Origin of the sequence: Peribacillus sp. RS7, assembly GCF_041956845.1 — a bacterium.
Lineage (GTDB): Bacteria > Bacillota > Bacilli > Bacillales > DSM-1321 > Peribacillus.
Genome location: NZ_CP168135.1, coordinates 1,525,593 through 1,551,760, shown reverse-complemented (window position 1 = coordinate 1,551,760; position 26,168 = coordinate 1,525,593). Strand labels below are relative to the sequence as shown.

The window sequence follows — 26,168 nt, the reverse complement described above, 5'->3', positions numbered from 1 at the left end:
TATAAAAGATCCGGGCGGATATTTTGTATTTATATGGAACATTGGTCATAATGAAAAGAAAAACCAGCCATTGGCCAAGTGGGCAATTTTATGGCCACAGATGGGGTCAATGAGGCACTAAAGGAGAGAAATCCATTGGAAAATTTCACTTATAAAAATCCTACTAAAGTAATTTTCGGGAAAAATCAGCTTGAAAGTTTAAAAACTGAAATTCCTGCTTATGGTCATAAAGTTTTACTTGTTTACGGTGGAGGAAGCATAAAGAAAAATGGCTTATATGATAAAGTGGTCAACGCATTGAAGGTGATTGATGCAGAGGTACACGAACTTTCCGGTGTTGAACCGAATCCACGCATCTCAACAGTCCGGAAAGGTGTGGATCTTTGTAAAGAACAGGGTATCGACTTTGTCCTTGCGGTTGGAGGCGGAAGCGTTATTGATGCTACAAAGGCAATTGTTGCAGGTGCTAAATATGAGGGGGATCCATGGGATCTTGTCATTAAGAAGGCACCAGTGGTAGAGGCCCTTCCATTTGGAACGGTGCTGACTTTAGCTGCAACCGGCTCCGAGGCAAATTCGGGCTCAGTCATAACAAACTGGGAAACGAAAGAGAAATATGGATGGGGAAGTCCATTGGTATTTCCTCAATTCTCAATTTTAGATCCCGAAAATACTTTTTCGGTGCCTAAAGATCAAACGGTATACGGAATGGTCGATATGATGTCACATGTGTTCGAAACGTATTTCCATCCGGAAACGCATGCACCCCTTCAAGACCGTTTCTGTGAATCGCTGTTATTGACCGTGATTGAAACGGCACCTAAACTATTGGAAGACCTAGAGAATTATGAGCACCGGGCTACTATCCTATATGCAGGAAATCTAGCCTTGAATGGTTCGCTTGGGGTTGGCTACAGTGGTGATTGGGCAACTCATAACATTGAACATGCCGTTTCAGCCGTTTATGACATCCCGCATGCCGGAGGATTGGCCATCTTATTCCCAAATTGGATGAAACATGTGCTCCATGAAAACGTCGCACGCTTTAAACAGGTTGCAGTCCGCGTGTTCCGTGTGGACCCGGAAGGTAAAACGGATGAGGAAGCTGCACTTGAGGGCATTGAAAGGCTTAGGGCGTTTTGGAGCAGCTTAGGGGCGCCGACCAATCTTTCGGATTATGGCATCGATGACTCACAATTGGAAGTCATGGCTGATAAAGCGATGAGCAGAGGGGAATTTGGACGATTCAAAATCCTGAACCGCGAGGATGTCCTTGCCATTTTACGGGCTTCATTATAAATCAAGTGAAATGATCATTTCTCCCATCTTGTCAGGTGGGAGATTGCTTTGAACGCATTATTCGTTATTTACTTGATCGATGTCTTGATTATGAGAATTACATCAGATAAAGTGAAAGGGAAACTTAAAATTAAAGGAGGAATTTGAATGGCCCATATTCGTTTCGATTATTCAAAAGCCCTACCGTTTTTCGGGGAGCATGAAATTACCTATTTACAGGATGCTGTAAAAGTGGCACACCATTCTCTGCATGAGCAGACAGGGGCAGGCAATGAATATCTTGGCTGGCTTGATTTACCCGCCAATTATGATAAAGAAGAGTTCTCAAGAATCAAGAAAGCGGCCGGGAAAATAAAAGAAGATTCAGATGTGTTGCTGGTTATCGGAATCGGTGGATCATACCTGGGAGCACGTGCGGCAGTCGAGATGCTTCAACATAGTTTTTATAACATTTTGCCATCGGACAAAAGAAATACACCGCAAATTTTATTTGTGGGTAATAATATAAGCTCTACATATATGCAGGACGTAATGGACCTATTGGAAAATAGGGATTTCTCGATCAACGTCATCTCTAAATCCGGTACGACCACTGAACCTGCACTTGCCTTCAGGATTTTCCGGAAATTGCTGGAACAAAAATATGGGGTTGAAGAAGCTAAAGGCCGCATTTATGCGACCACTGATAAAGAAAAGGGCGCATTAAAAACGGTAGCAACGGAGGAAGGTTTCCAAACTTTCGTCATTCCTGATGATGTTGGCGGACGTTACTCGGTCTTAACGGCAGTAGGGCTGCTTCCGATTGCGGTCAGCGGTGCGGATATCGATCAAATCATGGAGGGAGCCGAGCAAGCCAGGGTGGAATTCAGTTCTTCCGAGCTAGCGGATAATCAGGCATACCAATATGCGGCGGTTCGAAATATCCTTTACAATAAAGGGAAAACCATTGAAATGCTGATAAACTATGAGCCTGGACTTCAATACTTCTCTGAGTGGTGGAAACAATTATTTGGAGAGAGTGAAGGAAAGGATCAAAAAGGGATCTTCCCTTCATCCGCTAACTTTTCGACTGACCTGCATTCATTAGGGCAGTATGTTCAGGAAGGGCGACGTGATCTTTTTGAAACGGTCATCAAAGTGGAGAAAGCCCGTCATGAAATTTCAATTGAAAAAGCGGGAAATGATTTGGATGGTCTGAATTACCTTTCAGGTGAAACGGTGCAATTCGTAAATAATAAAGCATTTGAGGGTACTTTGTTAGCCCATACGGACGGCGGCGTTCCCAATCTGATCCTATCGGTTCCTCAGCTCGATGCTTATACATTTGGCTACCTTGTATATTTCTTCGAGAAAGCTTGTGCAATGAGCGGTTACTTACTAGGGGTAAATCCATTTGATCAGCCTGGAGTGGAAGCATATAAGGTGAACATGTTTGCACTTTTAGGCAAACCGGGTTATGAAGAGAAAAAAGCGGAGCTCGAAAAGCGCTTATAATAATAAAAAGGCATCAAGCTGGAATACATCCAACTTGATGCCTTTTTTTTGGTTGAACGCCAAAGGGTAAGAATAAACATATTCGATACTGGCATCGAAAATGAAAGTGGGGGATAAGTAGTATCGAGGAGCTAGAGAAACCGAGAACGGTTCCCGGGTCCGCAAGAAGCCTGCCTGCCGGATGGAAAGAAGAGCAGCAGGAGATCCAGTAATTACGACTGGAGGAGGAGAAGGGAGCGACGAAGCTGAAATAAAAGCGTAAGGAAAGCTTGGAAATCAGTGAGGAAGCCAATCTTCCTTCATGCCTGATCAAGGGAACAATAGAGTCATTCCAGGGGTTTTTTTAAAGGCCTTTTGGTTAAGCTAATAGAAAATTAGCGAAAGAGGTTTTTTACAATGATTAAAATTTCTTCTGAGTTGGAAGGGAAAACATTCGGTTTGTTCGATTTGGAGACGAAGTTAAAACCCGAAGGCTATGTGATAGGCGGAGGATGGGATTATGACCACGGGTCTTTTGATTATAAGATAGATGACAGTGATGGATACCAGTTCTTGCGAGTCCCTTTCAAGGCTGTTGATGGTTCACTCGATAAGGATGGGGTAATGGTCGAATTTTTACAGCCGTTTTTGTTATCTCATAAGTACGAGGACGGTATTGACGGTGAAGGAAATATCGGAAACCTCTCCGCTTCCTTCAACCAGTTTGCTGAGCCGGAAAATCCGGATGCCGAATTTCCGGAAAACTATATCTCATATGGAAAAACGCTTGTCCGTGATTTGGAAAAGCTGTTATTACATTAATCTTCAATGATGAGCAGAGTGTCATTACGATGTATGATTACATCTGCAGGGGGCTTGATGAAAGTCTTGCCCCCTGAAATGATGCCAATCAATAAAATGTCCTGATCAAATAGCTTGACGCCCAGCTGTTTGAACGACATTTCCACCCAGTCATTCCGGATGGGCAGCTGTTTGATGTTCAATCCATCCCAATCATTTTGCTCTTCTGAATCCGCAATGATCCCTTTCGATAAGCAATCCTGCATATATTCACTCGCAAATTTATTCGTTTCCACTATACCGTCCGCTCCTGCTCGTAAAGCATTTTCCTTTTGTTCATGCGTTAATATCTCCACAAGGCAATACACATGCGGATTCAGCCCCTTCACGGCCAATAATGTTAATATCGAGAACATATCCGTTTGCAGCTCGTCTTGCTTGAGGTCAGCTGTGATAAGTACGCGTATGGCTTGTTTTATATTAGCTTTCTGCAAAACGGAATCCAATGTAGCTTTTCCTTGGACAAAGTGGATATTCGTTCTTGGAAGCGGATGCTTTTGCAGTGTATCATCTATAAGGACGATGGATTGATGATGTTTACGATCATGAATGTTTTGGATGATTCTCTTGGAACGGCCATTCCAGCCTACAATGATGATATGACCGCCGCCGCCGAATACTTTCTTTCCTGTTAGAAATTGCTGTTCATTGGAAATGGACATTTTAGCAATGTACGCAAAATAAGAGGTGATCAGGCCGGCTCCCGACAAAATGAGGACCATTCCAATGATTTTCCCAATATTTGTAACGGGAGTGAAATCTCCGTAACCCACCGTTGACATAGTGACGATTGCCCACCAGATGCCATCAAGTAAAGTAGGGAATCTCTTCGGCTCCACAATGTGGATCAAGACCCCGAATGAGAGTAAAAATAATGCGATGATAGAAAGCAATCTGATGAAACGCGGAATTCTGGGCACGGCGCTGATGTATGGGCCGATTCGAATCATGTTTCTCACACCCCCTTAACTGTTCCTTTTAGTATGGTCAAAAAAGGCTTGGCTCATAAGGGAGCGGAGAGACAAACTTTGAATGTTGAATTTCGGCAGATTACCTGGAAAGTTGCGGCTGAAATGATAAAAGCCTTCCGGACAATGCCGGAAGGCTTTTTGGCTGAGTCACGTATCCAGAACTGGATTTCATGCTCGATATTTGATTATATGTCCGTTTGCGTTTTGGTATTCCAAAAGTTTAACGATAGGCTCAATCTGTTCTTAGACCCTTCTCCGTACGTTAAAATTATCACTGATGAGCAGCCAGTTTTGAGGGAAGGCCAAGCCGAGCTTCCAATAACTCATCCCCCTTAGGTTCAGCTCTTTGATTAAATCGAATTTTGCCTGAATGGATCTGGCATCCTCAAACCACACCTCATGCTGTCTATCCTCAATAGTATAGTTGAAGTGCGGGGCCTGTGCGGTTTCATCATACTCGATGGAAACATTATTGGCCGCCGCAATCTGGATGGCCTGCTGCGGACTCACGGCCTTGGCGGTGGATCCCTGTACAAAAGGCAGGGTCCAATCATAGCCATATAGATTCTGCCCCATCAGGATCTTATTGGAGGGAATATCGGTGACGGCATATTCGAGAACATCCCGAACCGGTCCAATAGGGGACACGGCCATTGCAGGTCCTCCGCTATATCCCCATTCATAAGTCATGATGATAACGAAGTCGACGATTTCACCATGTGCTTTATAGTCATGTGCCTCATACCAACGGCCTTTTTGCTCAGCACTTGTTTTAGGGGCAAGTGCCGTGGAAATGAACCAGCCTTCTTTCTTGAATCGATCCCTGGCTTTTCGGAGAAATTGATTATAGGCCTCTTTATCGGCCGGCCTTAAAAACTCAAAGTCAAAGTGAATATCCCGGAATCCATATTTCTTTGCCGTTGTAACGATATTGTTCAGGAACTTATTCTGAACGGAAGTATTCGTCAAGATGATTTGCCCGAGCTCATCGCTGAATTGGTCATTTTCCTGATTCGTGATCACCATCATTAAAACATTTTTATTTTCTCTGGCGATGGCAGGGAAGTCATCGAGCAAAGGCTCTTTTAAAGAGCCGTCACGAAGCGCCTGGAAGCTGAATGGGGCTAAATAGGTTAAATAGGGCCCAGCTTCCCTTGCAGCCGTTACAAGGGCCGGTGCGACCGTCGTACCCCTAGGCTCGACATAACCGTTGAATTCGGCGGTCTTTTTCTTCCGTGCCGGAATATAGAGCCGATATCCAACGGATAAGACTTGATTTTCAGGAATGCCATTTATTTTTGCCAACTCTTGAAAAGGGACATCAACCTTTTGGGAAATGGAATAAAGACTATCACCCGGTTGAACGAAATAATAGCTGCCGACTATTGGAATGACAAGGGCCTGCCCCGAAACAAGGTTAGTTGGGTTAGGAATCTTATTCGTTTCCACGAGCCTGTCAACGGTTACGCTGTACGTCTGGGCGATGCCATATAACGTCTGGCCTGGCCTAACCACATGTATTTGCAATTCTTTTCCCTCCTACTGTACTGAAAGTTTCCTAACAGTTTATGAACATAAAAAGAAAATCATGATAAAGAGCTTTGGATTGAAGGGCCGTAAAGAAAAAAATACAATAAATTGGCAATAATAATTTAAGACTAAAATGCTAATTAATATTAGTAGGAGGTGAAAACACATGGCAAACAACAATAACAGCAATCAACTAGTAGTAGCTGGTGCAGAGCAAGCTCTACAACAAATGAAGAATGAAATCGCTAGTGAATTTGGTGTAAACCTAGGTGCTGACACTACTTCTCGCGCTAACGGATCTGTTGGTGGGGAAATCACAAAACGTTTAGTGCAAATGGCTGAGCAACAACTAGGTGGATATTCTCGTTAATTAACTGAATAAAAATGGATTAGAAAGAGAAGGGGCATCGCTCCTTCTCTTTCGCATTGTTCAGCTAGTTGCCTGCCAAGCCTTTAAAATCTTGATTGCCTTTTCAGGGAAATCGGTCATGATAACATCGACATCCAATTCTGCAAGCTTGACGATGTCAGCTTCATCATTGGCGACCCATGGCCGGACTTTGTATCCAAGTTTTTTCGCTTTTTCACTAACTGCCGGGGTCAGGCTGTTTTTATCTGGATGAAACCCAGATTCTTTTTTATCACGTAAGATTTCTTCCAAATTTTCAGGAAGCCCCTCGAACAATAATGCACGTTCAAGTTCCGGGGCAAGCACCTTCACTTTTTCAATGGATTGATGGTTGAAGGAAGAGAGGATCACCCGATTTTCCATTCGATATTGCCGAATTAAATCAATGATCTTCTGTTCAATCCCTTCGTAAGCGAGTTTATCCGTTTTTATTTCGATATTCATCAATAAAGCATTTCCCTTTGCCCAGTCGAAAACTTCCATTAAAAAAGGAATCCGTTCCCCAAGGAATTCCTTGGAAAATTTGCTCCCGGCATCCGCCGTTTTCAGCTGTTGTGACGAATGATCTTTTACATAACCAGTAAGGGTGGTCGTTCGATCTAATGTTTCATCATGGATGATGACCAATTCACCATCAGAACTGAGATGCACGTCGAACTCGATCCCCTCGGCACCGATTTCTGCCGCCTCTTGAAATGCAGCCATGGTATTTTCAGGATGCGTCCCCTTTGACCCTCTATGGGCGAAAATCAGTATGTTTTGCAAAATCATCACTTCCCCTTTAAACTTTATCTTGAACCCTATCATACATGTACCCGTAAATTGTTTCAGCAATGTTTAATAGACAATATTTTAAACAACGAGTAAAATACATATGATATTTCCATAAATAGGTGTTCGAATTATGAGGTGAATAAAATGAATATGTGGGAAATTTTTGTTGCGGTTATCCTTGGTCTTGTTGAGGGGTTAACTGAATTTGCTCCTGTATCGTCTACAGGGCATATGATTATCGTCGATGATTTATGGCTGAATTCGAAAGAGCTTTTCGGGAGTGAGGTGGCCAATGCGTTCAAGGTGGTCATCCAGCTTGGTTCGATACTCGCCGTAGTCGTGCTCTTCTGGGGACGATTCATGGACTTGCTTGGTTTAAGGAAGCTGAAAGGCACATCCGCTGTGAAGGGCCCAAGGCTTAATCTATTGCAGATCCTTGTCGGATTGCTACCGGCGGGCGTCTTAGGTCTATTATTCGAAGATTACATTGATGAAAATCTATTTACCATGAAGACGGTTATCGTCGGGTTGTTCTTGGGCGCATTTTTGATGATTGCTGCAGATAAATTCCGTCCAAAGCTGACTGCAGAAACGGTTGACCAAATCACTTATAAACAAGCTTTCGGTGTAGGGTTAATCCAATGTTTATCTCTATGGCCGGGATTCTCCCGTTCAGGTTCAACGATATCAGGCGGTGTGCTATTAGGGATGAGCTATCGGGCTGCTTCCGATTTCACGTTCATCATGGCAGTGCCAATCATGGCTGGGGCCAGTTTGTTGAAAATCGTGAAGTACTGGGATGATTTCACGCCTGAAGTTCTGCCATTCTTTATTGCTGGCTTCATCAGTGCATTTATCTTTGCGTTAATCTGTATCCGCTTTTTCTTGATTTTAATTGATAAAGTTAAATTGACTCCTTTTGCCATCTACCGGATTGTCTTGGCGGTTGTGCTTCTATTCATTATTTGGTAATACGAAATGAAGCTTGAAATTGGAGTGGAACCACCCCGTTGATTTGGGGTGGTTTTTTTGCGTTCCTAGAAAAATGCTGGAATCTCACGAAAATATATAACGAATGATAATTGTGTTTTGTGATTTTTAATTCGTGATTATTAAGATAAATAACGAATAATCTTTTGTGAATAAAAAAATATTCGGATTTTAGCGTAGTTTCAGTCATATTTAGTAAAAAAAATATAAATGTAATAAAGCGCCCTGAGCGTAGTAATACCAATGTGTCTGAGTTTTTATTTGAATATTCAAATGATTGCATAAACTATTTTCGTATAATTTATATGATATAATTTTAGTATAAAATAAGTACATGTGTACACCTGGGGAGGACATCATGGGAAATGACCAATTGAAGAAAACGATTGGCTTTTGGGTTGGAACATCTATTGTAGTTGGTACAGTTATCGGTTCTGGTATTTTCATGAGACCTGGTGACGTGCTTGAGTTAAGTGGTAATTCAACTATGGCCTTATTAGCTTGGCTAATAGGTGGTCTGATTACCCTGGCAAGCGGATTGACGATTGCGGAAGTGAGTACCCGGATTCCTAAAACGGGTGGCTTATATGTTTATATGGAAGAAGTGTACGGAAAAGCATGGGGATTCCTATGCGGCTGGGTTCAAACATTGGTATATGGACCTGCAGTCATGGGTGCCCTCAGTTTATACTTCGGAATATTAATCGCAGGAATATTTAATATCGCTTCAGACTACACTTTGGCAATAGGGATTCTGACGATCGTATTTATAGCAGGCATGAATCTGCTGGGGACAAAATACGGCGGTATGATACAAACCTTATCGACCGTTGCTAAATTGATCCCCATCATTTTCATAGCAGTGTTCGGTATCGCACAAGGTGATATGCCTGTATTCAATATCAATAGTGAAGGTTCAATGAAAATCAGTATGGCCGGTGCGATTTTGGCTACGCTCTGGGCGTATGATGGCTGGATGAATGTCGGCTTCATGGCAGGGGAAATGAAAAACCCGCAGAAAACGTTGCCGCGAGCGATCATAACGGGATTAGTCGTGGTCATGGTCTCATACTTAGCTGTGAACCTTGCCATGCTTCATGTATTGGGAGCAGAGGGAGTCATAGCTCATGGAACGAATGCAGCGAATGTTGCGGCAACGCTTCTATTTGGTGAATTGGGCGGGAAATTGATATCAATCGGAATAGCGATTTCCATTTTCGGTTGCTTGAACGGAAAACTCCTGACCTTTCCGCGCATAACCTTGGCGATGGCGACTGATAAAATGATGCCTGGCCATAAACAAATCGGGAAAATATCGCCCAAGTTTAAAACGCCTGTAAATGCAACGATATTACAAGTGTTCATTGCAATCATCATGATGGTTGCAACAGACCCTGACAAACTTACCAATATGGCCGTATTCTCTGTCTTCTGTTTTTATGGATTAGCCTTCTTTGCGGTCTTCATCTTACGCAGAAAAGATCCGGATGCAAAAACTTATAAAGTGCCATTTTACCCATTCATCCCCATCGTGGCGATTGCTGGTGCAATATATATTGTTTTAAGCACATTAATCCAAACACCTTTAAATGCCCTGTACTCGGTGATCATCCTCATTATAGGAATGCCTGTGTACTGGCTGCTTAAAAAAAGTGAGCGGAATGATAAACGGTCATATTAATGAAAGACCCTTCACTCAGTGCAGTGAAGGGTTTTTTTTAGGATTGCTGGAACTGAACTTTCCCTTTGGCCATAAGTGGCGAAATAGACAACTCAGGAAGTTCGTATTAACATAGGGGGAAAGTTTAAAAGTGAAGGGTCTGAACAAAAGTGAATTATATCGAGCCTGCTGGTAAATCATTCAGGAAAACAATCTTGGCTTTATTTCTTGGTAGCTTTGTAACGTTTGCCGATCTATATAGTACCCAACCGGTCATTCCGGTATTCGCAAAGCAATTCGGAGTCTCTCCTGCTATGGCAAGTCTTACATTATCTTTCGCAACGGGGACGCTTGCCATTTGTTTATTGCTAGTTTCCTTTTTCTCGGAAAATATCGATAGGAAAAAAATAATGGGGACGGCGCTCACCCTGTCTGCATTGTTATCCATCTGTGTCAGCTTCATCCAGGATGACCTATACATCCTTATCGCAATACGGGCGATTCAAGGAGCCGTGCTTGCAGGCTTCCCGGCAATTGCGATGGCTTATATCAATGAAGAATTTCATCCGAAAAGCCTGGGCTATGTGATGGGTATCTATGTGAGCGGTTCGAGTATCGGCGGATTGGCTGGCAGGTTGATTGTCGGGGTGCTGACCGATCATTTCTCATGGAACATAGCGATTGGCAGCCTTGGAGCTTTAAGTTTGATCATCAGTCTGGCTTTTTGGTGGATGCTCCCGCCTTCGCAGCATGCAGTCCGCGTACGAGTCTCATTGTCGAGAATAAAAACCTCCCTCATTAATAACTTAAGGAATGGCAGACTAGTACTCTTATTCGGTATGGCCTTCCTATTAATGGGCTCGTTTGTTACCGTTTATAACTTTGTGGGTATACCTTTAATGGGACCGCCATATCATTTATCACAAACATTGATTGGCTTCATTTTCATCATCTATCTTGTGGGGACATTTAGTTCTACATGGATGGGGAAGCTTGCCGATCAATATAGTCGGAGGCTTGTACTTCTTATCGGAATCGCAATCATGCTGATGGGGGCCCTTTTAACCCTATTGGATCCACTATTGCTGAAAATAATGGGGCTTGCCCTGTTAACATTTGGCTTTTTTGGAGCTCATTCAATTGCGAGCAGCTGGGTTGGAAGTTTAGCCGATAAAAGTGAAAAAGCACAAGCATCCGCATTATATCTCCTGTTTTACTATGCCGGATCAAGTGTAGTGGGGGCATCAGGCGGTTTATTCCTGATGAAGTTCGGTTGGGTAGGGGTCATCTCGGCAGTATCCATTTTAATCATCCTGGCTGCTGCTTGTGCCATGATGGTTGAAAAAGTGAAAATCGTTAAATAAAATGATCTTTTCTATCATGATTTTCCGGAATCCTGAATATAATCTAGTGAAAAAGGATATTGAATAATAGATTGATAAGAGAAGAGGGTAATAGATAGAGTGAAACGAAAAGTAGTAATTCTCATTGGGTTAATAGCCGTATTAATTATTTTATTCGTTGTATACTTAACAAGTCCTGGCAGATTGGAAAAGGTGGAGATTGTTGAAAAATACTATCCTCATTTCTCCGATGGCAAGGCAGTCGGTTTTAAGACGAACGAAGTCATTGATGTGACGGAGACCGAAGAGGGATCCAATTGCGCAATGAAATTCGACAATGGGAAAACGTTGGAAATTGATTGTGACCGTTATTTAACATACAAAATTGATGAAACAGTCTATATTACCACTGAAGGGAACCATGTGAAGGAGATTCGGAGAAAAAGATAGTGACAGGAAGAACTGAGTTTGCTTAAATAACAAACTCAGCTCTTTTATTTATCCATTCAAAAACCCAGACCACATTGGACTGGGTTTTTCATTTTGTATCTTTGTTTTTGCTTTTATCCTTTTTGTTACGCCGAATTACATCCAATATTCTGCGGCTGTTATTTTTACTGTTTATGAGTTCGACTAAATCGCTCATGTTTTCAGATTCAAAGTCTTTTTGATCCTTTTTCATGGTAATCCCTCCAAGTCATATATCATAATACCCTTATTCAGAAAAGGGTAAACGTCTATTATCATATTGGTAATAGAAGGTTTTATACCCACAACCATTAACTATTTGATAAAATGTGATAAAAGCCCTTTATGGGAGGTCTACATGGAAGAATTAAGAATGATCGGTGAAAAAATTGAAAAATTTAAATATATCTTGGTGGAGCATATCGAGTTGTTCGAAGAAGATGGCCCGCTCTATGATTTTGAAACCAGTAAAAAGGTAAGGTCAGAGCTTATTCAAATCCATGCAGATGCCCTAATCCATGGAAAGTCACAAGCGATGGAACGTATGAAAATAACGGGGATGGAAATAGGAAAGCGCGTCGTGGATATGGGTATTCCTTTAGATAAGAATATTGAGGAAGCTCAGCTGGTACGTAATCTTTTCTGGAGTTTCATTGAAGAAGAAGTAAGCAACCGCTACTACTCCATTGAAATTTTGCTAAAGGCAAGCTCGATAATTGATGCGATCCTGGACCAATTCATACACTGTGTGAGTATAAGTTATGTGAATCATTATAAAGAAATGGCAAGAATGGCAAACGATTCTTTGCAGAAGATAAAAGAGAACCGGGAAGTCATGGAAGAATTGGCCACTCCAATCGTACAGACCGTTTTAAAGGATGTCCTGCTCTTACCATTGATCGGGCGCATTGATGATTGGAGAATGGAGCCGATGCAATCGACTGTACTTCAAAAATGTGCAGATCTGCATGCGGAAGTATTGATTATCGATCTCTCCGGGATTACCTTTACGAAGGAAAGCAATATGCTCTCCCTTTTAGATAAACTAGTGGGGGCACTGGCGTTGATGGGTACGGAAACGATGTTTGTCGGTTTTACCCCTGATGTGGTGAAAGAGATAATCAAACTCGATTTCACTAATCAGGTAAAAGCTTTTCTATCGTTCAGGGAGGCTATGGAATATCTGTTTAAACAAAGAGGGCTGGCTCTTCAGCCTGTATGATGGGGGGTATCCTTTTCAGGGTATCTTTTTTGTATGTAATGAAGTTCCCAAAAAAAATTAGCGAATCCTGTGGATATACCTCCATGGTATAGTGAAATGGCTGAGGACGGACATGTTGCATTTGCCATTTAGATAATGAATGGATTTAATATACAAGAAAAAGAAATAGGACATGTAAAGCGTAAAAGGAGGGTGGATGAATAGTGTTTTTCAAGAAAAATGAAGAACTGGATCATAATGAAAAATGGTATTGTATAGGAATCATGACGGATAATGGGTTGGAGGATGAAGAATATGATGTTTTGTCAAAACGCATCCTCGACTCGGTTCAAAATGTGACGGTCATATCGGATTTGATAAGGCTGGAATGGGATCGTGAAAAATTGCAGGCCTTGAACGAACGTTTTCAGGACCATTCATTTTCTGACCCATGTTTTATCATTAATGAATTCATACCTGAGGATATAAAAAGGGCAAGAAAACTTCTTGAGAAAAACAATAAATGGAAGCGGCTCTTTGGTTTCCTCTCCTTTGAATACATGGAAGCCGAGACGAAGGCGGCCCATGACTTCGATAAGGCCCTCTTTTATACGGATGATGCGGAAAAAGTGATTGAATACATAATTGCAAATAGCTAGAATCCCCTGACGCACCGATACTTTGTATCGGTGTTTTTGGATTTGACAATGTTTATCGGAGCATATCGCGGTAGTAAATCGACCTTGCCAGGTAATAATTCGCCCTTTTGCGAGATAATCGGTCCTTAGGCGGGATAATTCGACCTACGTGGTGTAATAATTCGACCTCGTGCGTAGTAAATCGACCTTCCTCGGAATAATCTGACCTTACGCGGTAGTAATTCGTCCTTGCCCCTTTCCAACCTTCTGGAAATAAAAAGAGAGAATGTCAGGAAGTTGGTAGGAAAGGTGGGTGGAAACGCGGAATATCTTAAATAGAAAGAAAGAGAGTTTTAAGGGGAGAGGGAGATGTATCGATGGAAGTTGCCGTACCTCAGCAAAAGCCAAAATCGAAATGGAAAAGACGGGCGCTATGGAGTTTTGGAATCCTGATTTTACTTTTGCTGTCTGTTTTGATTGCTGCAAATGTATTTCTTTCAAGATCCTTGCCCGAAACAAAGGGGGAAATATCGCTTCCAGGCCTTTTGAAACCGGTTACGGTAGTGAGGGATTCCAGTGGGGTACCGCATATCAACGCAGCGAATGAACATGATTTGTATTTAGCCCAAGGGTATATCCAAGCACAGGACCGTTTATTTCAAATGGATTTAAGCAGGCGTCAGGCCTCAGGAAGATTGAGTGAAGTGATTGGTGAGAAAACCGTCAAAAATGATAAATATTTTCGTACACTGGGGTTGAGACGGGCGGCTGAAGCCTCTTATGCTGCATATACAAGTAACGGGAAAGAAGCCCTGGATGTGTTTGCTGAAGGGGTGAATCTTTATATCGATGAACTGAAGCAGAATGGGAAATGGCCGGCCGAGTTCACTTTACTTGGATACGAACCAGAGCCGTGGACACCAGTCGATTCACTGACCATCGGTAAATATATGGCCTTTGATTTAGGCGGGAACTGGGAAGATCAGGCGTTTAGACAGTATTTACTGCAAACGTTCCCAAAGGAAAAAGCGTATGATTTATTTCCTGATTATCCAAAGGGCGCTCCATATATCATCAGCAAGGAAGAGTTGGATATTGAAAAAAGTTTTGCAGGGGCTGTTATTCCTTATGAATTCAATGGCAGCAATAACTGGGTCGTTTCAGGCAAGAAAACGGATTCCGGTCAGCCGTTATTGGCGGATGATCCCCATCTGGGGTTAGCTACACCGTCCGTTTGGTATCAAATGCATTTAGAGGCCCCGTCAGTCAATGTGAGCGGTGTTATTTTTGCCGGGATTCCGGGAATCATTCTCGGTCATAACGAAAAGGTCGCTTGGGGTGTGACCAATGCAGGTCCGGATGTTCAGGATCTGTATATTGAGAAGAGAAACCCGGAAAACGCGAAAGAATTCGCCTTCAAAGGTAAATGGGAAAAAGCACAAATATTGGACGAACCGATCAGGGTGAAGGATGGTAAGACACTTGACTATAAGGTGACTGTTACCCGCCATGGACCGGTTGTTTCCGAGTTTGCCGGGAAAAGCGGAAAAGATACCGTCCTTGCATTAAGGTGGACGGCACTTGATCCTTCTGCCGAGCTTGAAGCGGTGCTGAATATGAATAAAGCCGGAAACTGGAAAGAATTCGAAAAGGCCCTCTTGAAGTTCGAAACCCCGGCACAGAATTTCGTCTTTGCCTCAGTCGATGGGACCATTGCCTATAAGGCTAATGGGAGAATCCCAATCCGGAAAAAAGGCGATAGTATGCTGCCAGTACCTGGCTGGACGGATGAATTTGAGTGGAAAGGCTACATTCCGTTTGATGAACTTCCAAAAACGGTCAATCCGGAAGAGGGATTCATTTCGACAGCGAATAATAAAGTCATCTCGGATGACTATCCTTACCACATCAGCAATAACTGGGCACAGCCCTACCGTCAGATGAGGATACAGGAGTTTTTAAAAGCCAATAAAAAGCTTACGACCGAGGATATGCAAAGCCTGCAAATGGATCAGCTGAATCTGCAAGCTAGAGAGTTTGTCCCTCAATTTCTAGAGGTATTGAAAGGTCCTTCGGGAAAACAGGAAGAACAGGCACTCAGGATTCTTAAGAAATGGAATCAAATTGATTCCGTTGATGAAGCAGCGCCACTGATTTTTAATGTCTGGATGAAAAAAATAGGGGAAGTTCTGCTTACGGAAGAAATATCGGAGGAAACCCTCAACCTCTTTAATGGAAGGCGTTCAGCCATTGATGAACTCCTGCGGCGGGCACTGGACGGTAAGCCGGGTCCTTGGATTGAAGAGGCAGGCGGACTGGAGCAGGTACTCGCCAAGTCGTTACAGGAGACGTTAAAGGAGCTGGAAGAATCACAAGGTGACGATATAGCTGATTGGGAATGGGGCGACTATCATCAGGTAAGGTTTAACCACCCGCTATCAAGTGTCGCCCCGTTAAATTATTTATTTAACAGCGGCGGCGGAATGCCGGTCGGCGGCAGCAGTGTAACTGTACAGGCAGCGGCATTTTTAGATGACGGAACTGTTAATCATGGTGGCTCCTGGAGGTTTGTCATCGACCTATCCGACATGAACCAGGGGTATCACCTCGTTGGTCCGGGGCAATCAGGTAACGTTAAAAGTGAGTGGTACCACGATCAGCTTGATGATTGGGCAGAAGGTACTTATCACAAAACGGCATTAGACGATCCAAAAGGTGATAGGCTGACATTGAATCCATCATACTGATATTCAGAAAAAAAGTACCAAGTCCAGCATGCATGCTCTGGACTTGGTAATTTTTCATTGTTTTTGCTTAGTCAGGAATTCTGCAAGGAATTCCTCGAAATTAGGTGCCTCGATTGCTGCAATTTTTTCATATGACTCAATGATCTTGAGTTTAATCTCTTGTTCCAGATCATTCCGGTCTTGATAGTTTGTGTTTTTTAACGATTTTTTTATTTTAGGATTCAAAGAATCGATAAGATTCACCAATTCTTCTTTTGAGAGTTTTTTATCCACAATGGCTTTTCTCCTTTCTATTATATACCTCATCCATATAGTGCTTTCGAAGTTTTTTTAGAGCTTGTTTACGGATGCTTGAGATATTCTGTGGCGACTCATGGAAATAGGCAGCAATTTCCTTGTTGGATAGGCCGTATGAAAAAATCATGGTCAGCACCAGGTTTTGTTTGGATGTTAACGTCTTCAAGGCTTTTATCATCTCTTCATCACTTATGTGTGAAGTTAGATCATTCGTTTCTCCCATCTTTTCAAGTTGAACGTCCAAAGTGCCGATTCGATCGATCATTCCGCCAGTATCCCTTGGTGTCGCATCAAGTACCATTCGATAGCGTTCCCGCTGCTTCCGTGCCCTTTTATCAAAGTCAACGGAGAAAAAGTAAATTAAGGAGCACATGTATTTGTATACCTTAGCCCGGTAATAGAAAATTTTGAAAGTCTCGTTGAGTTGGCAAATGTTGTGTGAAGAAGGGGAATCAAGAGTTTCGGTAAAAATCTTTAAATGCTCTGGGTTCTGTAAAAATACTTGAATGATCGGTTGTTCAAAGAAAGATGAGTACTGTTGTTTCAGAAATTCCAATGAATGAGAAAAAAAATGAGAAGTTAATTGGTTCATCGCTATCCCTCCTTTAATTAATAAAGTGATGGACAAGGGGAATAAATCAATTATATACGAACATTCGTTCTTTTATCCATAAATCAATAGTGCTAGATTGTTTTTTTAAAACAAGTTTCACTTTAGATATCAGATACAAGAAAAGGGGTGAAGAGGATGATGATTGAGGATGCTACTATGTGGGTGTCATTAGTTAGCGAATTTGGCTATCCATTCGTCGTTTCTATGTTTTTGCTCTTCCGCTTCGGTAAACAATTAAAAGAACTGACAACGGACGTAGAGAACTTAAAAAAGTCCGCTCACAAAACGAAAAAACGATAACCTCAGGACGTAATGTGCTAGGTAGTAAAAACCGAATTTCGGGTTCTGTTCAATAAAGGGTCCGGAATTCGGGTATAAAGAAACCGGTACATTGGACCATTATATTCCTCCTTTAAAGTCAAATAAAAAAATAATAAACCATTATTTGGAATATAGCACAAAATGGGTAAAAAATAATCCTCAATTGGAATCATTTTACTGCTATAATTCATCCGTCAATGGAATTAGATAGGAAATCCTCCCCTCATACGATTTTAGTTTTATGGATTAAAGTGAAAATACTTTTAAAAAAACAACATTCATATATAAACTTATGTAAATAAGCGGCATCCAAGTAAAAGGATGCTGCTTTTCTTATTTTTTGGTAATAAACTAATAGTATGGAAAGGGGTGACAATTTTGAATGAAATACAGCTAGAAGATATTCGGATTCTACAGCATGAATGTGAACGGGAAGATTTTACATTAAAGCTGAACTGGGAAACGCTTCGCAGTCGAAATGGTGTGAATAAGAATGACTTTCTTCACTACGATGGAGTAAAACTTGTTGGTTTTCTTGGTCTTTACGATTTTGGAAACAAAGTGGAGATGTGTGGGATGGTACACCCTGATTTTCGGAGGCAAGGCATTTTTACAAAGCTGATGGACGAAGCTATAAGGAGTGCCGTGGAGCGCAACTATAAGTTGATCATCTTGAACGCACCTTCCCAATCCCATTCAGGGACAGGATTCTTGAAACAGCTCCCATGTGAGTTTTCTTTTTCTGAGTTTCAAATGAAATGGTCTCAAACGGAACTGGATGATTATGAGGATGCAGTCGTTCGCCCTTCACGGAGAGATGATGAGGAAACGGAAATTCAGCTGGATATTCAGTGTTTCCAATTTACGAAACAAGAGGCGAAGGATTATTATCAGCGCATCCTATATGAGGATACTCTGAAAACCATGATGATTGAAAAGGATGGCCGCGCGGCCGGTAAGATCCGTGTTGATCACTCAGACCGGGAAGCGTGGATTTATGGATTTTCCATTTTGCCTGAATACCAGGGAAACGGACTTGGCAGAAAGGCATTGAAAAAGGTTGTAGCCGAACAATGCAAGCTGGGATATGATATTTTTCTCGAGGTCGAGGCGACTAATGAGCATGCTTTAAGACTCTATGAATCTTGTGGATTCAAAACCATTCAAAGACAGGATTATTATCTATATAAAGGGAAGCGGTGCTTTAACGTCAAATAGTGTTGGGGGAAAAGGGATGTTGACATTATTCACTTATAACTGGCAGGTGCGAAATGAGTGGTTCAAGTGGTGCAGATCCGTACCGAGTGAGGAACTGAAAAGACAGCGTACTGGCGGGATGGGCAATATTTTAAGAACACTCGCCCATATAATCGATGTCGAATGCAGCTGGATCAGGGCCATACAAGGGAAGCCGGATGTCGGGATTGATTTAGACGCTTATAATACGATCGAGAAAGTGGAGGAATTATCCGGACGTTATCATTCAGAGATTTTGGACTATTTGAACTCGCATTCAATTGATGGGAAGGAAGAAATGATTCAGCCATCCTGGATGGAGGGGACATACCAAAAAGGCAGGATACTGCGCCATCTCATAGCACACGAAATTCATCATATAGGCCAGTTGTCCATCTGGTCGAGGGAGATGGGAATCGAACCGGTTTCCGCCAGTTTAATAAATCGGGATTTATAGGTTTTCATGTTTTAATAACTGGTTTCCAGTTTTTTTTGAAAGGAATTCTGCAGGTTTTTTCAAAAAAGGGGATTATAGAGGGAGGACAATTCGGGAATCCATATTGGGTATAATGGTCGTTTCACCTGTACGCCTTGATCTGGAAGGGACAGGTTAATTCCTAATATAAGAAATTTTTCGTCTTAACGCAGTAGAGTTATAACATATTAAATAAAAAGGATTAGCGTATTAGCTTAATCCTTTTTATTTATTTGTCATATACATTAATATTTACGCACTCAAATTTTTGTTAATTTTGGCTTATGTGTCGCTGGTTTAATGTATTTAGTTAATAACCGGCGTGAGATTGGTCCAACAATCAGTAACTGTGATGGTAGCGCCACGATAAAGTTTAGACCAACTGTTTTAAGGTAAGCTGTGACAATTGAACCCTCGATTCCTATCATTAGCCTCGTTAAAATAACCCCATATACTGACATAATAAGGACCATTATAGGGACCATACAAAAGGCGATTGCAATAATAAAGTTGGTTTCTTTCGATTTATCATAAGGCAGTGATAATGCAAGTTTACGCGCCTTCGGTTCAACTATTGACTCTGCAATAAAAGCGACGATAAATGTTACCACAAATTGAATCACTGCAGCCCCTATTGTAAACGATGAAACCCCGTGTAAAGCTGTGTTGTAAACTGACATAATAAGAACCATTCCAAAACACATAAAAAGTCCAAAGATTATGCCTTCCTTTTTATTACTAGGCAAATAAAAACATCCTTTCTTTTAAGCATAAATGTAATTATATATGCCGAAAAATTTTTACATAAGTGACATTTTTATGACTTTTATTTTAAGTTATTTTAATTACATTGTTGTTTTGATGAAACCTTGTTTATAGAGGCTTTGCAAAAAAAACGAATTAGAAAATTGATAGATATAGAAAAGCATAAAGAATAATAACGAATTTAATTTGTTTCAATGAGTTTGATGATTCATTAGATTCCCGGTACGCATTTCATTATCGATCGGGAGTATGCTGGGGTGATTGCCTTGGTCCTATTATTATCAAGCGGATTAACTGCAGCGGCGCTTCCGGTTTCACTGAAGTAGAGAGCGTCGAAGAAAGAAGGAACGATCTTGAAATCCATACGATGTAAGCAGGCTGGCTCATGTGCATGGGCCAGCCTTTTATTAAAAAGCACCTTTCTCCCTAAGGATTCCCTCGGATTCGGTGACGATTATATATATTTGAAGGAAAAACGATCCATGTTCAGTGAATGGAAATGGCTAAAAAGTACCAATTATTCAAAATTCTTAATATTAAGGTAAATCGTGACGCGATTTCGACAAAGTCATGTTATATTATTCTAGCATTTTACAAAAATAGAAGGGTTGTGAAGTATGTCGTTCAAGATGCATGTTAAAAAGATGCTTGCCCCGATTCTTGCTGTAAGTTTAATTACAGCCCCATTTACCGTCCCGGGGGAGACATCCGCCAAAGAGTCTAATAAGAAACCGGTCGCGACTAAACCATTCATCATTTCAGCTCCTGCCGTTAATTACACAAATGGCACCAAGGCGACTGTAACGGTCACACCGAAAAAAGGGAACAAAGGAAATGAAACAGTTGTCTTCCAGTTAATGAATGGGACGAAGGTCATTTCACAGTCAGCCGTTGAGGCGGATATTAAATCGGCCCAAAAGTTCTCTGCATACTTCAATACGTATAAAGCGGGTTATTGGGTCAAGGTATCGGTTGTCTCCAAGTATAACGGCAATACGAGTAACTTCGGCAACAGCCTGGCAACCTCCGTTTCTGATGCACCATTTGAACTAAGGATCATGGAGACGACAGATATACACACTAATCTAGTGAGCTATGATTATTATAAGGATGCCGTATCGGACTCCGTCGGCTTTTCCCGCACGGCATCTTTAATCAAACAGGCACGAAAAGAAGTGAAAAATAGTGTTTTAGTGGATAACGGCGACCTTATTCAAGGGACCCCCCTGGGTACGTACAAAGCGAAAATAGCGCCACTGAAAAAAGGTGAAGTCCATCCTGTCTATAAAGCGATGAACTTGCTTGACTATGATGTCGCTACATTCGGCAATCACGAATTCAATTATGGTTTATCTTATTTGGACGAGGCCATCAACGATGCGGACTTCCCTTATGTGAATGCCAATGTTTATAAAAAGGATAAAGACAATAATCCAAAGAATGACAAAAATAAATATACCCCTTATAAGATCGTCACGAAAAAAGTAAAGGACATCAATGGAAACGAGAAATCAGTAAAAATAGGCTACATTGGGTTTGCCCCTCCGCAAATCATGGATTGGGATAAAGCGAATCTTGACGGTAAGGTCGTTACAAAAGAAATCGTCACGACTGCAAATAAATATGTACCTGAAATGAAGAAAAAGGGTGCGGATGTCATCGTGGCGCTCACTCATTCCGGGTTTAATGGTGACACCAAGAATACCGAGGATGTCATCTATTCATTAAGCAAGGTATCCGGCATCGATGCCATCACGTTCTCCCACACACATAAAGTCTTTCCGGCACAAGATGAGGCGTCTTTAGACAGCCTATTTAAAGATAGCCAAGGAAAAATCCTTAAAGGCGTGGATAATAAAAAGGGCACCATCAATGGTGTACCAGCCGTTCAAGCAGGATATGGCGGCAGTAATCTGGGGATCATCGATCTTGATATCCAGAATATCAAAGGGAAATGGAAGGTCGTTCATTCCGATTCATCAACTCGGGCAATCAACGACAAAGTAACAGGAAAAAAAGCAGCTGAAGATGCATCTGTCGTCAAAGCCGTTAAAAAGGATCACGAAGGAACGATCAAGTATGTCAACACGCCAATTGGAACGACTACAGCTCCAATCCATAGTTACTTCGCCCTTGTGCAAGATGATCCTTCTGTACAGGTTGTGACAAGCGCGCAGAAATGGTATGTGGAAAAATATATCCAAAGCAACCGCCCTGAATACAAAGACTTGCCTATTCTCTCTGTAGGAGCCCCTTTCAAAGCGGGGCGCAATGGAGTCGAGGAATTCACCGAAATCAAAGAAGGCGGACTGACCATTCGCAGCGCCGGCGATTTATATTTATACGATAATACCTTGAAGGCAATCAAGATCAAAGGGTCCGTGGTTAAAGAATGGCTTGAGATGTCTGCCGGGAAATATAATAAAATTGATCCTGCCAAGTCTGAGGAACAGGAATTGCTTAATGGAAAGTTTGCCGTCTATAATTTTGATGTGATTGACGGCGTTACGTATCAAATCGATGTCACCAAGGCTCCGCGCTATGATGAAAAAGGGATAAAATTGTCGGATTCAAGCAGGATTGCAGATTTGAAATATAATGGAAAACCAGTGGACCCGAATCAAGACTTCATCGTCGTGACGAATAATTACCGTGCTTCGGGCGGAGGAAATTTCCCGGGAGTGAAAGGCAGCGAATACGTAGTTGACTCTGCGGATGAAAATCGCCAAATCTTGATGGATTACATTACCCAAGAGGGTGAGATCAATCCAACTGCTGATAATAACTGGTCGATTGCCCCGATTTCAGGCAAGGTGAACGTTACTTTCACCTCATCACCAAAGGGTGCGGAATATTTAAATGAAGACAGTCCGATTTTCTATACAGGTAAAACCGATGATAAAGGCTTCGGCATTTACAAATTCAATCTTGGGAAAGAAAACGTTAAGGTGCAATTGCTTGGAATCAATGATCTTCACGGCCAGCTGGATACCACTTCTGATTTTGGCGGTATCAAACAAGGGCGTGCTGATTATTTAGCTGCGCACATGAAGCAGCGTAAAGCTGAAAACCCTGAAAATACACTTTTACTATCAGCAGGGGATGCTGTTGGGGCAAGTGCTCCCGTTTCCTCTTTGATCCAGGACAAACCGACGCTACAGTTTTTGAATAATATGAAATTCGATGTCGGAACTGTCGGGAACCATGAGTTCGACAAAGGGGTAGAAACCCTTATGGCTCAAATCAATGGCGGAAAGTCGCCCACATCTGATGTGGTATTCGATAAATTGAACTTTCCGTATGTGGTTGCCAATGTCGTATATAAAGACACGAAAAACCCCATTTTGGACCCTTACGTCATAAAAAAGGTCGGCGGGGTTGATATTGGGTTCATAGGTGTAGTCACGAATGCCACACCTCAAAAAGTAAGTCCGGATGGCATTAAGAATGTGGAATTCATAGAACAGGCACCTGCGGTAAATAAGGCGGTTGATGAGTTGAAGGAAAAGGGCGTCAAATCCATTGTGATCATCTCGCATGACCCAGGCACTGAAAAGGAAGGGGTCATCACAGGCGAAGTGGCTGATCTTGCCAAAGCCGTGGATGATGAAGTCGATGTGATCTTAGCAGGAGATAATCATGCAAGGGTCAACAACTATGTGGATAATAAATTGATTGTACAAGCTTACTCTTATGGAACGGCTTTTGAAGATGTTGATTTGGAAATCGATCCAAACACAAAGGATATTGTCAAAAAGTCAGCTGAAATTGTCACGGTTACACAAGATGGCATCACACCCGATGCCGGGACGACGAAATTCATTAACGACTATTTAGACATGTTCCCCGAGTTGAAAGCCCCACTTGGGACAACGGATGAGAAAATTTTAAGAACCAATGCCTATACACAGGAAACTGCACTCGGTAATTTAATTGCCGATTCGATGAAAGCAGATTTGAATTCCGATTTTGCCTTCATGAATCCAGGTGGAATTCGTGCAGATATTCCAAAGGGGGAAGTCACTTTTTCCGATTTAGCGAAAATCCAGCCGTTCGGAAACGTATTGGTTAAGCTCGAACTGACTGGAGTCGAAGTGAAAACGCTACTTCAACAGCAATGGATCGTTGAAGGATCTCCGAAAACTTTGCAAATTTCTGGACTGAGCTACACAGCCGACTTCAGTAAACCTGTCACCGAACGTGTCACCTTATTGAAGAAAGCGGACGGGACACCGATCAAGGATACCGAAACATACACGGTCGCCGTCAATGATTTCATGGCAAGCGGTGGTGATAACTATACCGTCCTGAAAGGAAAAGAGCGTGTATTTGGGCATGCTGATCTGGAAGCTTTCGTTAACTATGTGAAAGAAACCTTCAAAGGCGGAAAGATCACGGCAGAAATTGAAGGCAGAATTACGAATATCAATAATTAATTGAGGTTTACTCGTGAGTTAAGCGGGTTTACTCGTGAAAATTGAGCATTTACTCGTGAGTTAAGCGGATTTACTCGTGAAAATTGGACATTTACTCGTGAGTTAAGTGAATTTACTCGTGAACCTAAAAGAGAGCGCTCCTAATACAAGGGGCGCTCCTTTTTTGATCAATTGTTTCTGAAGATGGAAAAGTTTAATCCCAATGCAAAGGTGACCCATGCGATATAGGGAATCATTGCTAAACCTGATGTACGGTCTATTTTATAAAACTCGAATGCCGTTAATGTAATCAAGGTCAGCAGTGCAGCCATTTCAATAAATGATGTTCCGCGCAAACCCCATTTGAAGAATAAAAAAGACCATAAGAAATTCAACCCTAGTTGAGTATCGTAGAGGAGTTCAGCTGACTTCGATTTTTTTTCTTTGGATGCAATGCGATATTTCGCTATTCCCATAATCGTATAAAGGCCGGTCCAAGCAACGGGGAAGGTCCAGGAAGGAGGAGCAAAAGCAGGTTTTTTGAGTTTGTCATAAATTTCTTTTGAATTCCTTGTGGCGAATATCCCTACAAGTGAACCTCCGACCACAGGTACCAAAACACTTTTAGCTAATTTTCCGTAGTTCATCATGCAATCATCTTCTTTCTTCATTGTTTGGATGTTCTTAATACCTTTACCTTTTCATCTGAAAATAAAACATGCCCTTTAATCAAGAAGTGTAACTTTCTTCCAAATTTTACGTCGGTACTATTAAGAAAAGGGGGAATACCGATGAACCGTAAAAAAATGATGCTTTTGTTCAGTTTGTTCCTTTTACTTGCTGCATGCAGCAGTAATGAAAAAGATGATTCAGCATCGGAATCACAGGATGAAAAGGCGAGCAGTAAAATGGACGCTTCCTTTTCTGGGAATAAGGAGCCGGAAGAAGTCGTGGAAAAAGAAGGGGTGACGGATGAAAGAAAGGTCATTCATCAAGCCCAGCTAGAGTTGAAAGTGAAGAACCTTGAAAAGGCACAAATGAAGATTGAGAATAAGGTGGATGAATATGGCGGATATGTTGTCGAGTCCAATGTATACAGGGAAGATGAAGAATTGGTGGAAGGAACCATCACTGTTCGGATCCCCGAGGCCCGTTTTCAGGATTTTCTAGCCGATAGCGAGGGCGAGGCTTCAGAAGTGGTCGGAAGGAATGTTACAGGACAGGATGTGACGGAGCAATATGTAGATTTAAAAGCAAGGTTGAAGTCAAAGAGGGCTGTGGAGGAAAGGTTACTTGCATTCATGCAGGACGCTAAGAAGACGGAAGATCTGTTGAAAATATCATCTGATCTTGCCGTGGTTCAAGAAGAAATAGAGCAGCTGACCGGGCAAATGAAGTATCTTGAAAACCAGACTTCATATTCAACGGTTACAATCACGTTCATACAGGACCGGATTGTTGTACCGGGTCTTGATAATAAGGAATTGAATACATGGGAGAGAACGAAGAAACAACTTGCAACGAGTGCGAATCTATTACTTAAAGCGGGTTCGGGAATCATTGTTTTCATAATAGGAAACTTGCCTATCCTCATTATTTTAGGCGGAGCTGGAGCGGTGGTCCATTGGGCGCTGAAAAGAAGGGGTAAAAGGTAAAGGAAGAAAAAAAGAGGGTGCCCAAAC

General features: G+C 41.9%; 24 protein-coding genes. 16 read left to right on the top strand and 8 right to left on the bottom strand.

Features of this window, described 5'->3' with window-relative positions:
- The first annotated feature begins 135 nt into the window (after positions 1–135).
- From ACDZ29_RS08040 to ACDZ29_RS08030, 3 genes are all read left to right on the top strand, one after another.
- Positions 136–1,299, top strand: a complete 1,164-nt coding sequence (locus tag ACDZ29_RS08040) for an iron-containing alcohol dehydrogenase (RefSeq protein WP_375091116.1) — start codon at positions 136–138, stop codon at positions 1,297–1,299.
- Positions 1,300–1,446: 147 nt separating this feature from the next.
- Positions 1,447–2,793 carry a glucose-6-phosphate isomerase gene (locus ACDZ29_RS08035; RefSeq protein ID WP_289326809.1) on the top strand — a complete coding sequence of 449 codons (1,347 nt, stop codon included), beginning with the start codon at positions 1,447–1,449 and terminating at the stop codon, positions 2,791–2,793.
- A gap of 396 nt (positions 2,794–3,189) precedes the next feature.
- Entirely contained in the window at positions 3,190–3,594 is a 405-nt protein-coding gene (locus tag ACDZ29_RS08030) for a YugN-like family protein (RefSeq protein ID WP_375090624.1), read from the top strand.
- On the opposite strand, the gene ACDZ29_RS08025 is transcribed toward ACDZ29_RS08030, so the two are convergent.
- Positions 3,591–4,583: a potassium channel family protein gene (locus ACDZ29_RS08025; protein WP_375090623.1), complete on the bottom strand. Its 993-nt coding sequence runs from the start codon at positions 4,581–4,583 to the stop codon at positions 3,591–3,593. The genes ACDZ29_RS08030 and ACDZ29_RS08025 overlap by 4 nt on opposite strands.
- 264 nt (positions 4,584–4,847) lie before the next feature.
- On the bottom strand, positions 4,848–6,131 hold the full coding sequence (locus ACDZ29_RS08020) for a glycosyl hydrolase family 18 protein (protein ID WP_370016700.1): 1,284 nt from the start codon (positions 6,129–6,131) through the stop codon (positions 4,848–4,850).
- A gap of 169 nt (positions 6,132–6,300) precedes the next feature.
- Here ACDZ29_RS08020 and ACDZ29_RS08015 point away from each other — a divergent pair, with 169 nt between their 5' ends.
- Entirely contained in the window at positions 6,301–6,504 is a 204-nt protein-coding gene (locus tag ACDZ29_RS08015) for an alpha/beta-type small acid-soluble spore protein (RefSeq protein WP_057278019.1), read from the top strand.
- A gap of 60 nt (positions 6,505–6,564) precedes the next feature.
- Here ACDZ29_RS08015 and ACDZ29_RS08010 read toward each other — a convergent pair whose 3' ends face one another.
- A complete protein-coding gene (locus ACDZ29_RS08010) occupies positions 6,565–7,314 on the bottom strand; it encodes a glycerophosphodiester phosphodiesterase (protein WP_375090622.1) in 750 nt (249 codons plus the stop codon).
- A 153-nt stretch (positions 7,315–7,467) separates the two neighbouring features.
- Between ACDZ29_RS08010 and ACDZ29_RS08005 the strand changes: the two genes are divergently transcribed.
- The 4 genes from ACDZ29_RS08005 to ACDZ29_RS07990 all read left to right on the top strand — a co-directional run bounded on the left by ACDZ29_RS08005 (position 7,468) and on the right by ACDZ29_RS07990 (position 11,760).
- On the top strand, positions 7,468–8,289 hold the full coding sequence (locus ACDZ29_RS08005) for an undecaprenyl-diphosphate phosphatase (RefSeq protein WP_375091115.1): 822 nt from the start codon (positions 7,468–7,470) through the stop codon (positions 8,287–8,289).
- 376 nt (positions 8,290–8,665) lie between these two features.
- A complete protein-coding gene (locus tag ACDZ29_RS08000) occupies positions 8,666–9,988 on the top strand; it encodes an APC family permease (RefSeq protein ID WP_375090621.1) in 1,323 nt (440 codons plus the stop codon).
- 149 nt (positions 9,989–10,137) lie between these two features.
- Positions 10,138–11,331 carry an MFS transporter gene (locus tag ACDZ29_RS07995; protein ID WP_370016696.1) on the top strand — a complete coding sequence of 398 codons (1,194 nt, stop codon included), beginning with the start codon at positions 10,138–10,140 and terminating at the stop codon, positions 11,329–11,331.
- 99 nt (positions 11,332–11,430) lie between these two features.
- Entirely contained in the window at positions 11,431–11,760 is a 330-nt protein-coding gene (locus ACDZ29_RS07990; protein ID WP_289326801.1) for a hypothetical protein, read from the top strand.
- Between the two features lie 88 nt (positions 11,761–11,848).
- On the opposite strand, the gene ACDZ29_RS07985 is transcribed toward ACDZ29_RS07990, so the two are convergent.
- Positions 11,849–11,992 carry a hypothetical protein gene (locus tag ACDZ29_RS07985; RefSeq protein WP_289326800.1) on the bottom strand — a complete coding sequence of 48 codons (144 nt, stop codon included), beginning with the start codon at positions 11,990–11,992 and terminating at the stop codon, positions 11,849–11,851.
- Between the two features lie 144 nt (positions 11,993–12,136).
- Here ACDZ29_RS07985 and ACDZ29_RS07980 point away from each other — a divergent pair, with 144 nt between their 5' ends.
- From ACDZ29_RS07980 to ACDZ29_RS07970, 3 genes are all read left to right on the top strand, one after another.
- Positions 12,137–13,000 (top strand): STAS domain-containing protein, encoded by an 864-nt coding sequence (locus ACDZ29_RS07980; protein ID WP_370016695.1) that lies wholly within the window; start codon positions 12,137–12,139, stop codon positions 12,998–13,000.
- A 203-nt stretch (positions 13,001–13,203) separates the two neighbouring features.
- Positions 13,204–13,638, top strand: coding sequence for a hypothetical protein (locus ACDZ29_RS07975; protein WP_370016694.1), 435 nt, complete (start codon positions 13,204–13,206; stop codon positions 13,636–13,638).
- A 356-nt stretch (positions 13,639–13,994) separates the two neighbouring features.
- Positions 13,995–16,364 carry a penicillin acylase family protein gene (locus ACDZ29_RS07970; RefSeq protein WP_375090620.1) on the top strand — a complete coding sequence of 790 codons (2,370 nt, stop codon included), beginning with the start codon at positions 13,995–13,997 and terminating at the stop codon, positions 16,362–16,364.
- Between the two features lie 54 nt (positions 16,365–16,418).
- Here ACDZ29_RS07970 and ACDZ29_RS07965 read toward each other — a convergent pair whose 3' ends face one another.
- Both ACDZ29_RS07965 and ACDZ29_RS07960 read right to left on the bottom strand, forming a co-directional pair.
- Complete coding sequence (locus tag ACDZ29_RS07965; RefSeq protein WP_289326796.1) at positions 16,419–16,637, bottom strand: hypothetical protein; 219 nt, start codon at positions 16,635–16,637, stop codon at positions 16,419–16,421.
- The gene (locus ACDZ29_RS07960; RefSeq protein WP_375090619.1) at positions 16,630–17,253 is read right to left on the bottom strand and encodes a sigma-70 family RNA polymerase sigma factor; all 624 of its coding nucleotides are present in this window, start codon (positions 17,251–17,253) and stop codon (positions 16,630–16,632) included. Before ACDZ29_RS07960 ends, ACDZ29_RS07965 begins: the two co-directional genes overlap by 8 nt.
- Before the next feature lie 159 nt (positions 17,254–17,412).
- Here ACDZ29_RS07960 and ACDZ29_RS07955 point away from each other — a divergent pair, with 159 nt between their 5' ends.
- The 3 genes from ACDZ29_RS07955 to ACDZ29_RS07945 all read left to right on the top strand — a co-directional run bounded on the left by ACDZ29_RS07955 (position 17,413) and on the right by ACDZ29_RS07945 (position 19,288).
- Entirely contained in the window at positions 17,413–17,574 is a 162-nt protein-coding gene (locus ACDZ29_RS07955) for a YvrJ family protein (protein ID WP_176526338.1), read from the top strand.
- Positions 17,575–17,964: 390 nt separating this feature from the next.
- The gene (locus ACDZ29_RS07950) at positions 17,965–18,813 is read left to right on the top strand and encodes a GNAT family N-acetyltransferase (protein ID WP_375090618.1); all 849 of its coding nucleotides are present in this window, start codon (positions 17,965–17,967) and stop codon (positions 18,811–18,813) included.
- Between the two features lie 16 nt (positions 18,814–18,829).
- Positions 18,830–19,288 (top strand): DinB family protein, encoded by a 459-nt coding sequence (locus ACDZ29_RS07945; protein ID WP_375090617.1) that lies wholly within the window; start codon positions 18,830–18,832, stop codon positions 19,286–19,288.
- Positions 19,289–19,566: 278 nt separating this feature from the next.
- Here the strand turns inward: ACDZ29_RS07945 and ACDZ29_RS07940 are convergent, their stop codons facing one another.
- Complete coding sequence (locus tag ACDZ29_RS07940; RefSeq protein WP_370016690.1) at positions 19,567–19,986, bottom strand: DUF2798 domain-containing protein; 420 nt, start codon at positions 19,984–19,986, stop codon at positions 19,567–19,569.
- Between the two features lie 702 nt (positions 19,987–20,688).
- Between ACDZ29_RS07940 and ACDZ29_RS07935 the strand changes: the two genes are divergently transcribed.
- A complete protein-coding gene (locus ACDZ29_RS07935; protein ID WP_375090616.1) occupies positions 20,689–24,507 on the top strand; it encodes a bifunctional 2',3'-cyclic-nucleotide 2'-phosphodiesterase/3'-nucleotidase in 3,819 nt (1,272 codons plus the stop codon).
- Between the two features lie 167 nt (positions 24,508–24,674).
- Here the strand turns inward: ACDZ29_RS07935 and ACDZ29_RS07930 are convergent, their stop codons facing one another.
- Positions 24,675–25,157 carry a TspO/MBR family protein gene (locus tag ACDZ29_RS07930; RefSeq protein WP_375090615.1) on the bottom strand — a complete coding sequence of 161 codons (483 nt, stop codon included), beginning with the start codon at positions 25,155–25,157 and terminating at the stop codon, positions 24,675–24,677.
- A 120-nt stretch (positions 25,158–25,277) separates the two neighbouring features.
- On the opposite strand from ACDZ29_RS07930, the gene ACDZ29_RS07925 reads away from it, so the two are divergent.
- The gene (locus ACDZ29_RS07925) at positions 25,278–26,141 is read left to right on the top strand and encodes a DUF4349 domain-containing protein (RefSeq protein WP_375090614.1); all 864 of its coding nucleotides are present in this window, start codon (positions 25,278–25,280) and stop codon (positions 26,139–26,141) included.
- Positions 26,142–26,168 lie beyond the last annotated feature (27 nt).

Excerpts from the sequence above, each read along its gene's own strand:
- ACDZ29_RS08035 (WP_289326809.1), top strand. The coding sequence starts at position 1,447 with ATGGCCCATATTCGTTTCGATTATTCAAAAGCCCTACCGTTTTTCGGG.
- ACDZ29_RS08030 (WP_375090624.1), top strand. The coding sequence starts at position 3,190 with ATGATTAAAATTTCTTCTGAGTTGGAAGGGAAAACATTCGGTTTGTTC.
- ACDZ29_RS08025 (WP_375090623.1), bottom strand. The coding sequence starts at position 4,583 with ATGATTCGAATCGGCCCATACATCAGCGCCGTGCCCAGAATTCCGCGT.
- ACDZ29_RS08015 (WP_057278019.1), top strand. The coding sequence starts at position 6,301 with ATGGCAAACAACAATAACAGCAATCAACTAGTAGTAGCTGGTGCAGAG.
- ACDZ29_RS08010 (WP_375090622.1), bottom strand. The coding sequence starts at position 7,314 with ATGATTTTGCAAAACATACTGATTTTCGCCCATAGAGGGTCAAAGGGG.
- ACDZ29_RS08005 (WP_375091115.1), top strand. The coding sequence starts at position 7,468 with ATGTGGGAAATTTTTGTTGCGGTTATCCTTGGTCTTGTTGAGGGGTTA.
- ACDZ29_RS08000 (WP_375090621.1), top strand. The coding sequence starts at position 8,666 with ATGGGAAATGACCAATTGAAGAAAACGATTGGCTTTTGGGTTGGAACA.
- ACDZ29_RS07985 (WP_289326800.1), bottom strand. The coding sequence starts at position 11,992 with ATGAAAAAGGATCAAAAAGACTTTGAATCTGAAAACATGAGCGATTTA.
- ACDZ29_RS07980 (WP_370016695.1), top strand. The coding sequence starts at position 12,137 with ATGGAAGAATTAAGAATGATCGGTGAAAAAATTGAAAAATTTAAATAT.
- ACDZ29_RS07970 (WP_375090620.1), top strand. The coding sequence starts at position 13,995 with ATGGAAGTTGCCGTACCTCAGCAAAAGCCAAAATCGAAATGGAAAAGA.
- ACDZ29_RS07960 (WP_375090619.1), bottom strand. The coding sequence starts at position 17,253 with ATGAACCAATTAACTTCTCATTTTTTTTCTCATTCATTGGAATTTCTG.
- ACDZ29_RS07955 (WP_176526338.1), top strand. The coding sequence starts at position 17,413 with ATGATTGAGGATGCTACTATGTGGGTGTCATTAGTTAGCGAATTTGGC.
- ACDZ29_RS07945 (WP_375090617.1), top strand. The coding sequence starts at position 18,830 with ATGTTGACATTATTCACTTATAACTGGCAGGTGCGAAATGAGTGGTTC.
- ACDZ29_RS07940 (WP_370016690.1), bottom strand. The coding sequence starts at position 19,986 with ATGTCAGTTTACAACACAGCTTTACACGGGGTTTCATCGTTTACAATA.
- ACDZ29_RS07935 (WP_375090616.1), top strand. The coding sequence starts at position 20,689 with ATGTCGTTCAAGATGCATGTTAAAAAGATGCTTGCCCCGATTCTTGCT.
- ACDZ29_RS07930 (WP_375090615.1), bottom strand. The coding sequence starts at position 25,157 with ATGAAGAAAGAAGATGATTGCATGATGAACTACGGAAAATTAGCTAAA.
- ACDZ29_RS07925 (WP_375090614.1), top strand. The coding sequence starts at position 25,278 with ATGAACCGTAAAAAAATGATGCTTTTGTTCAGTTTGTTCCTTTTACTT.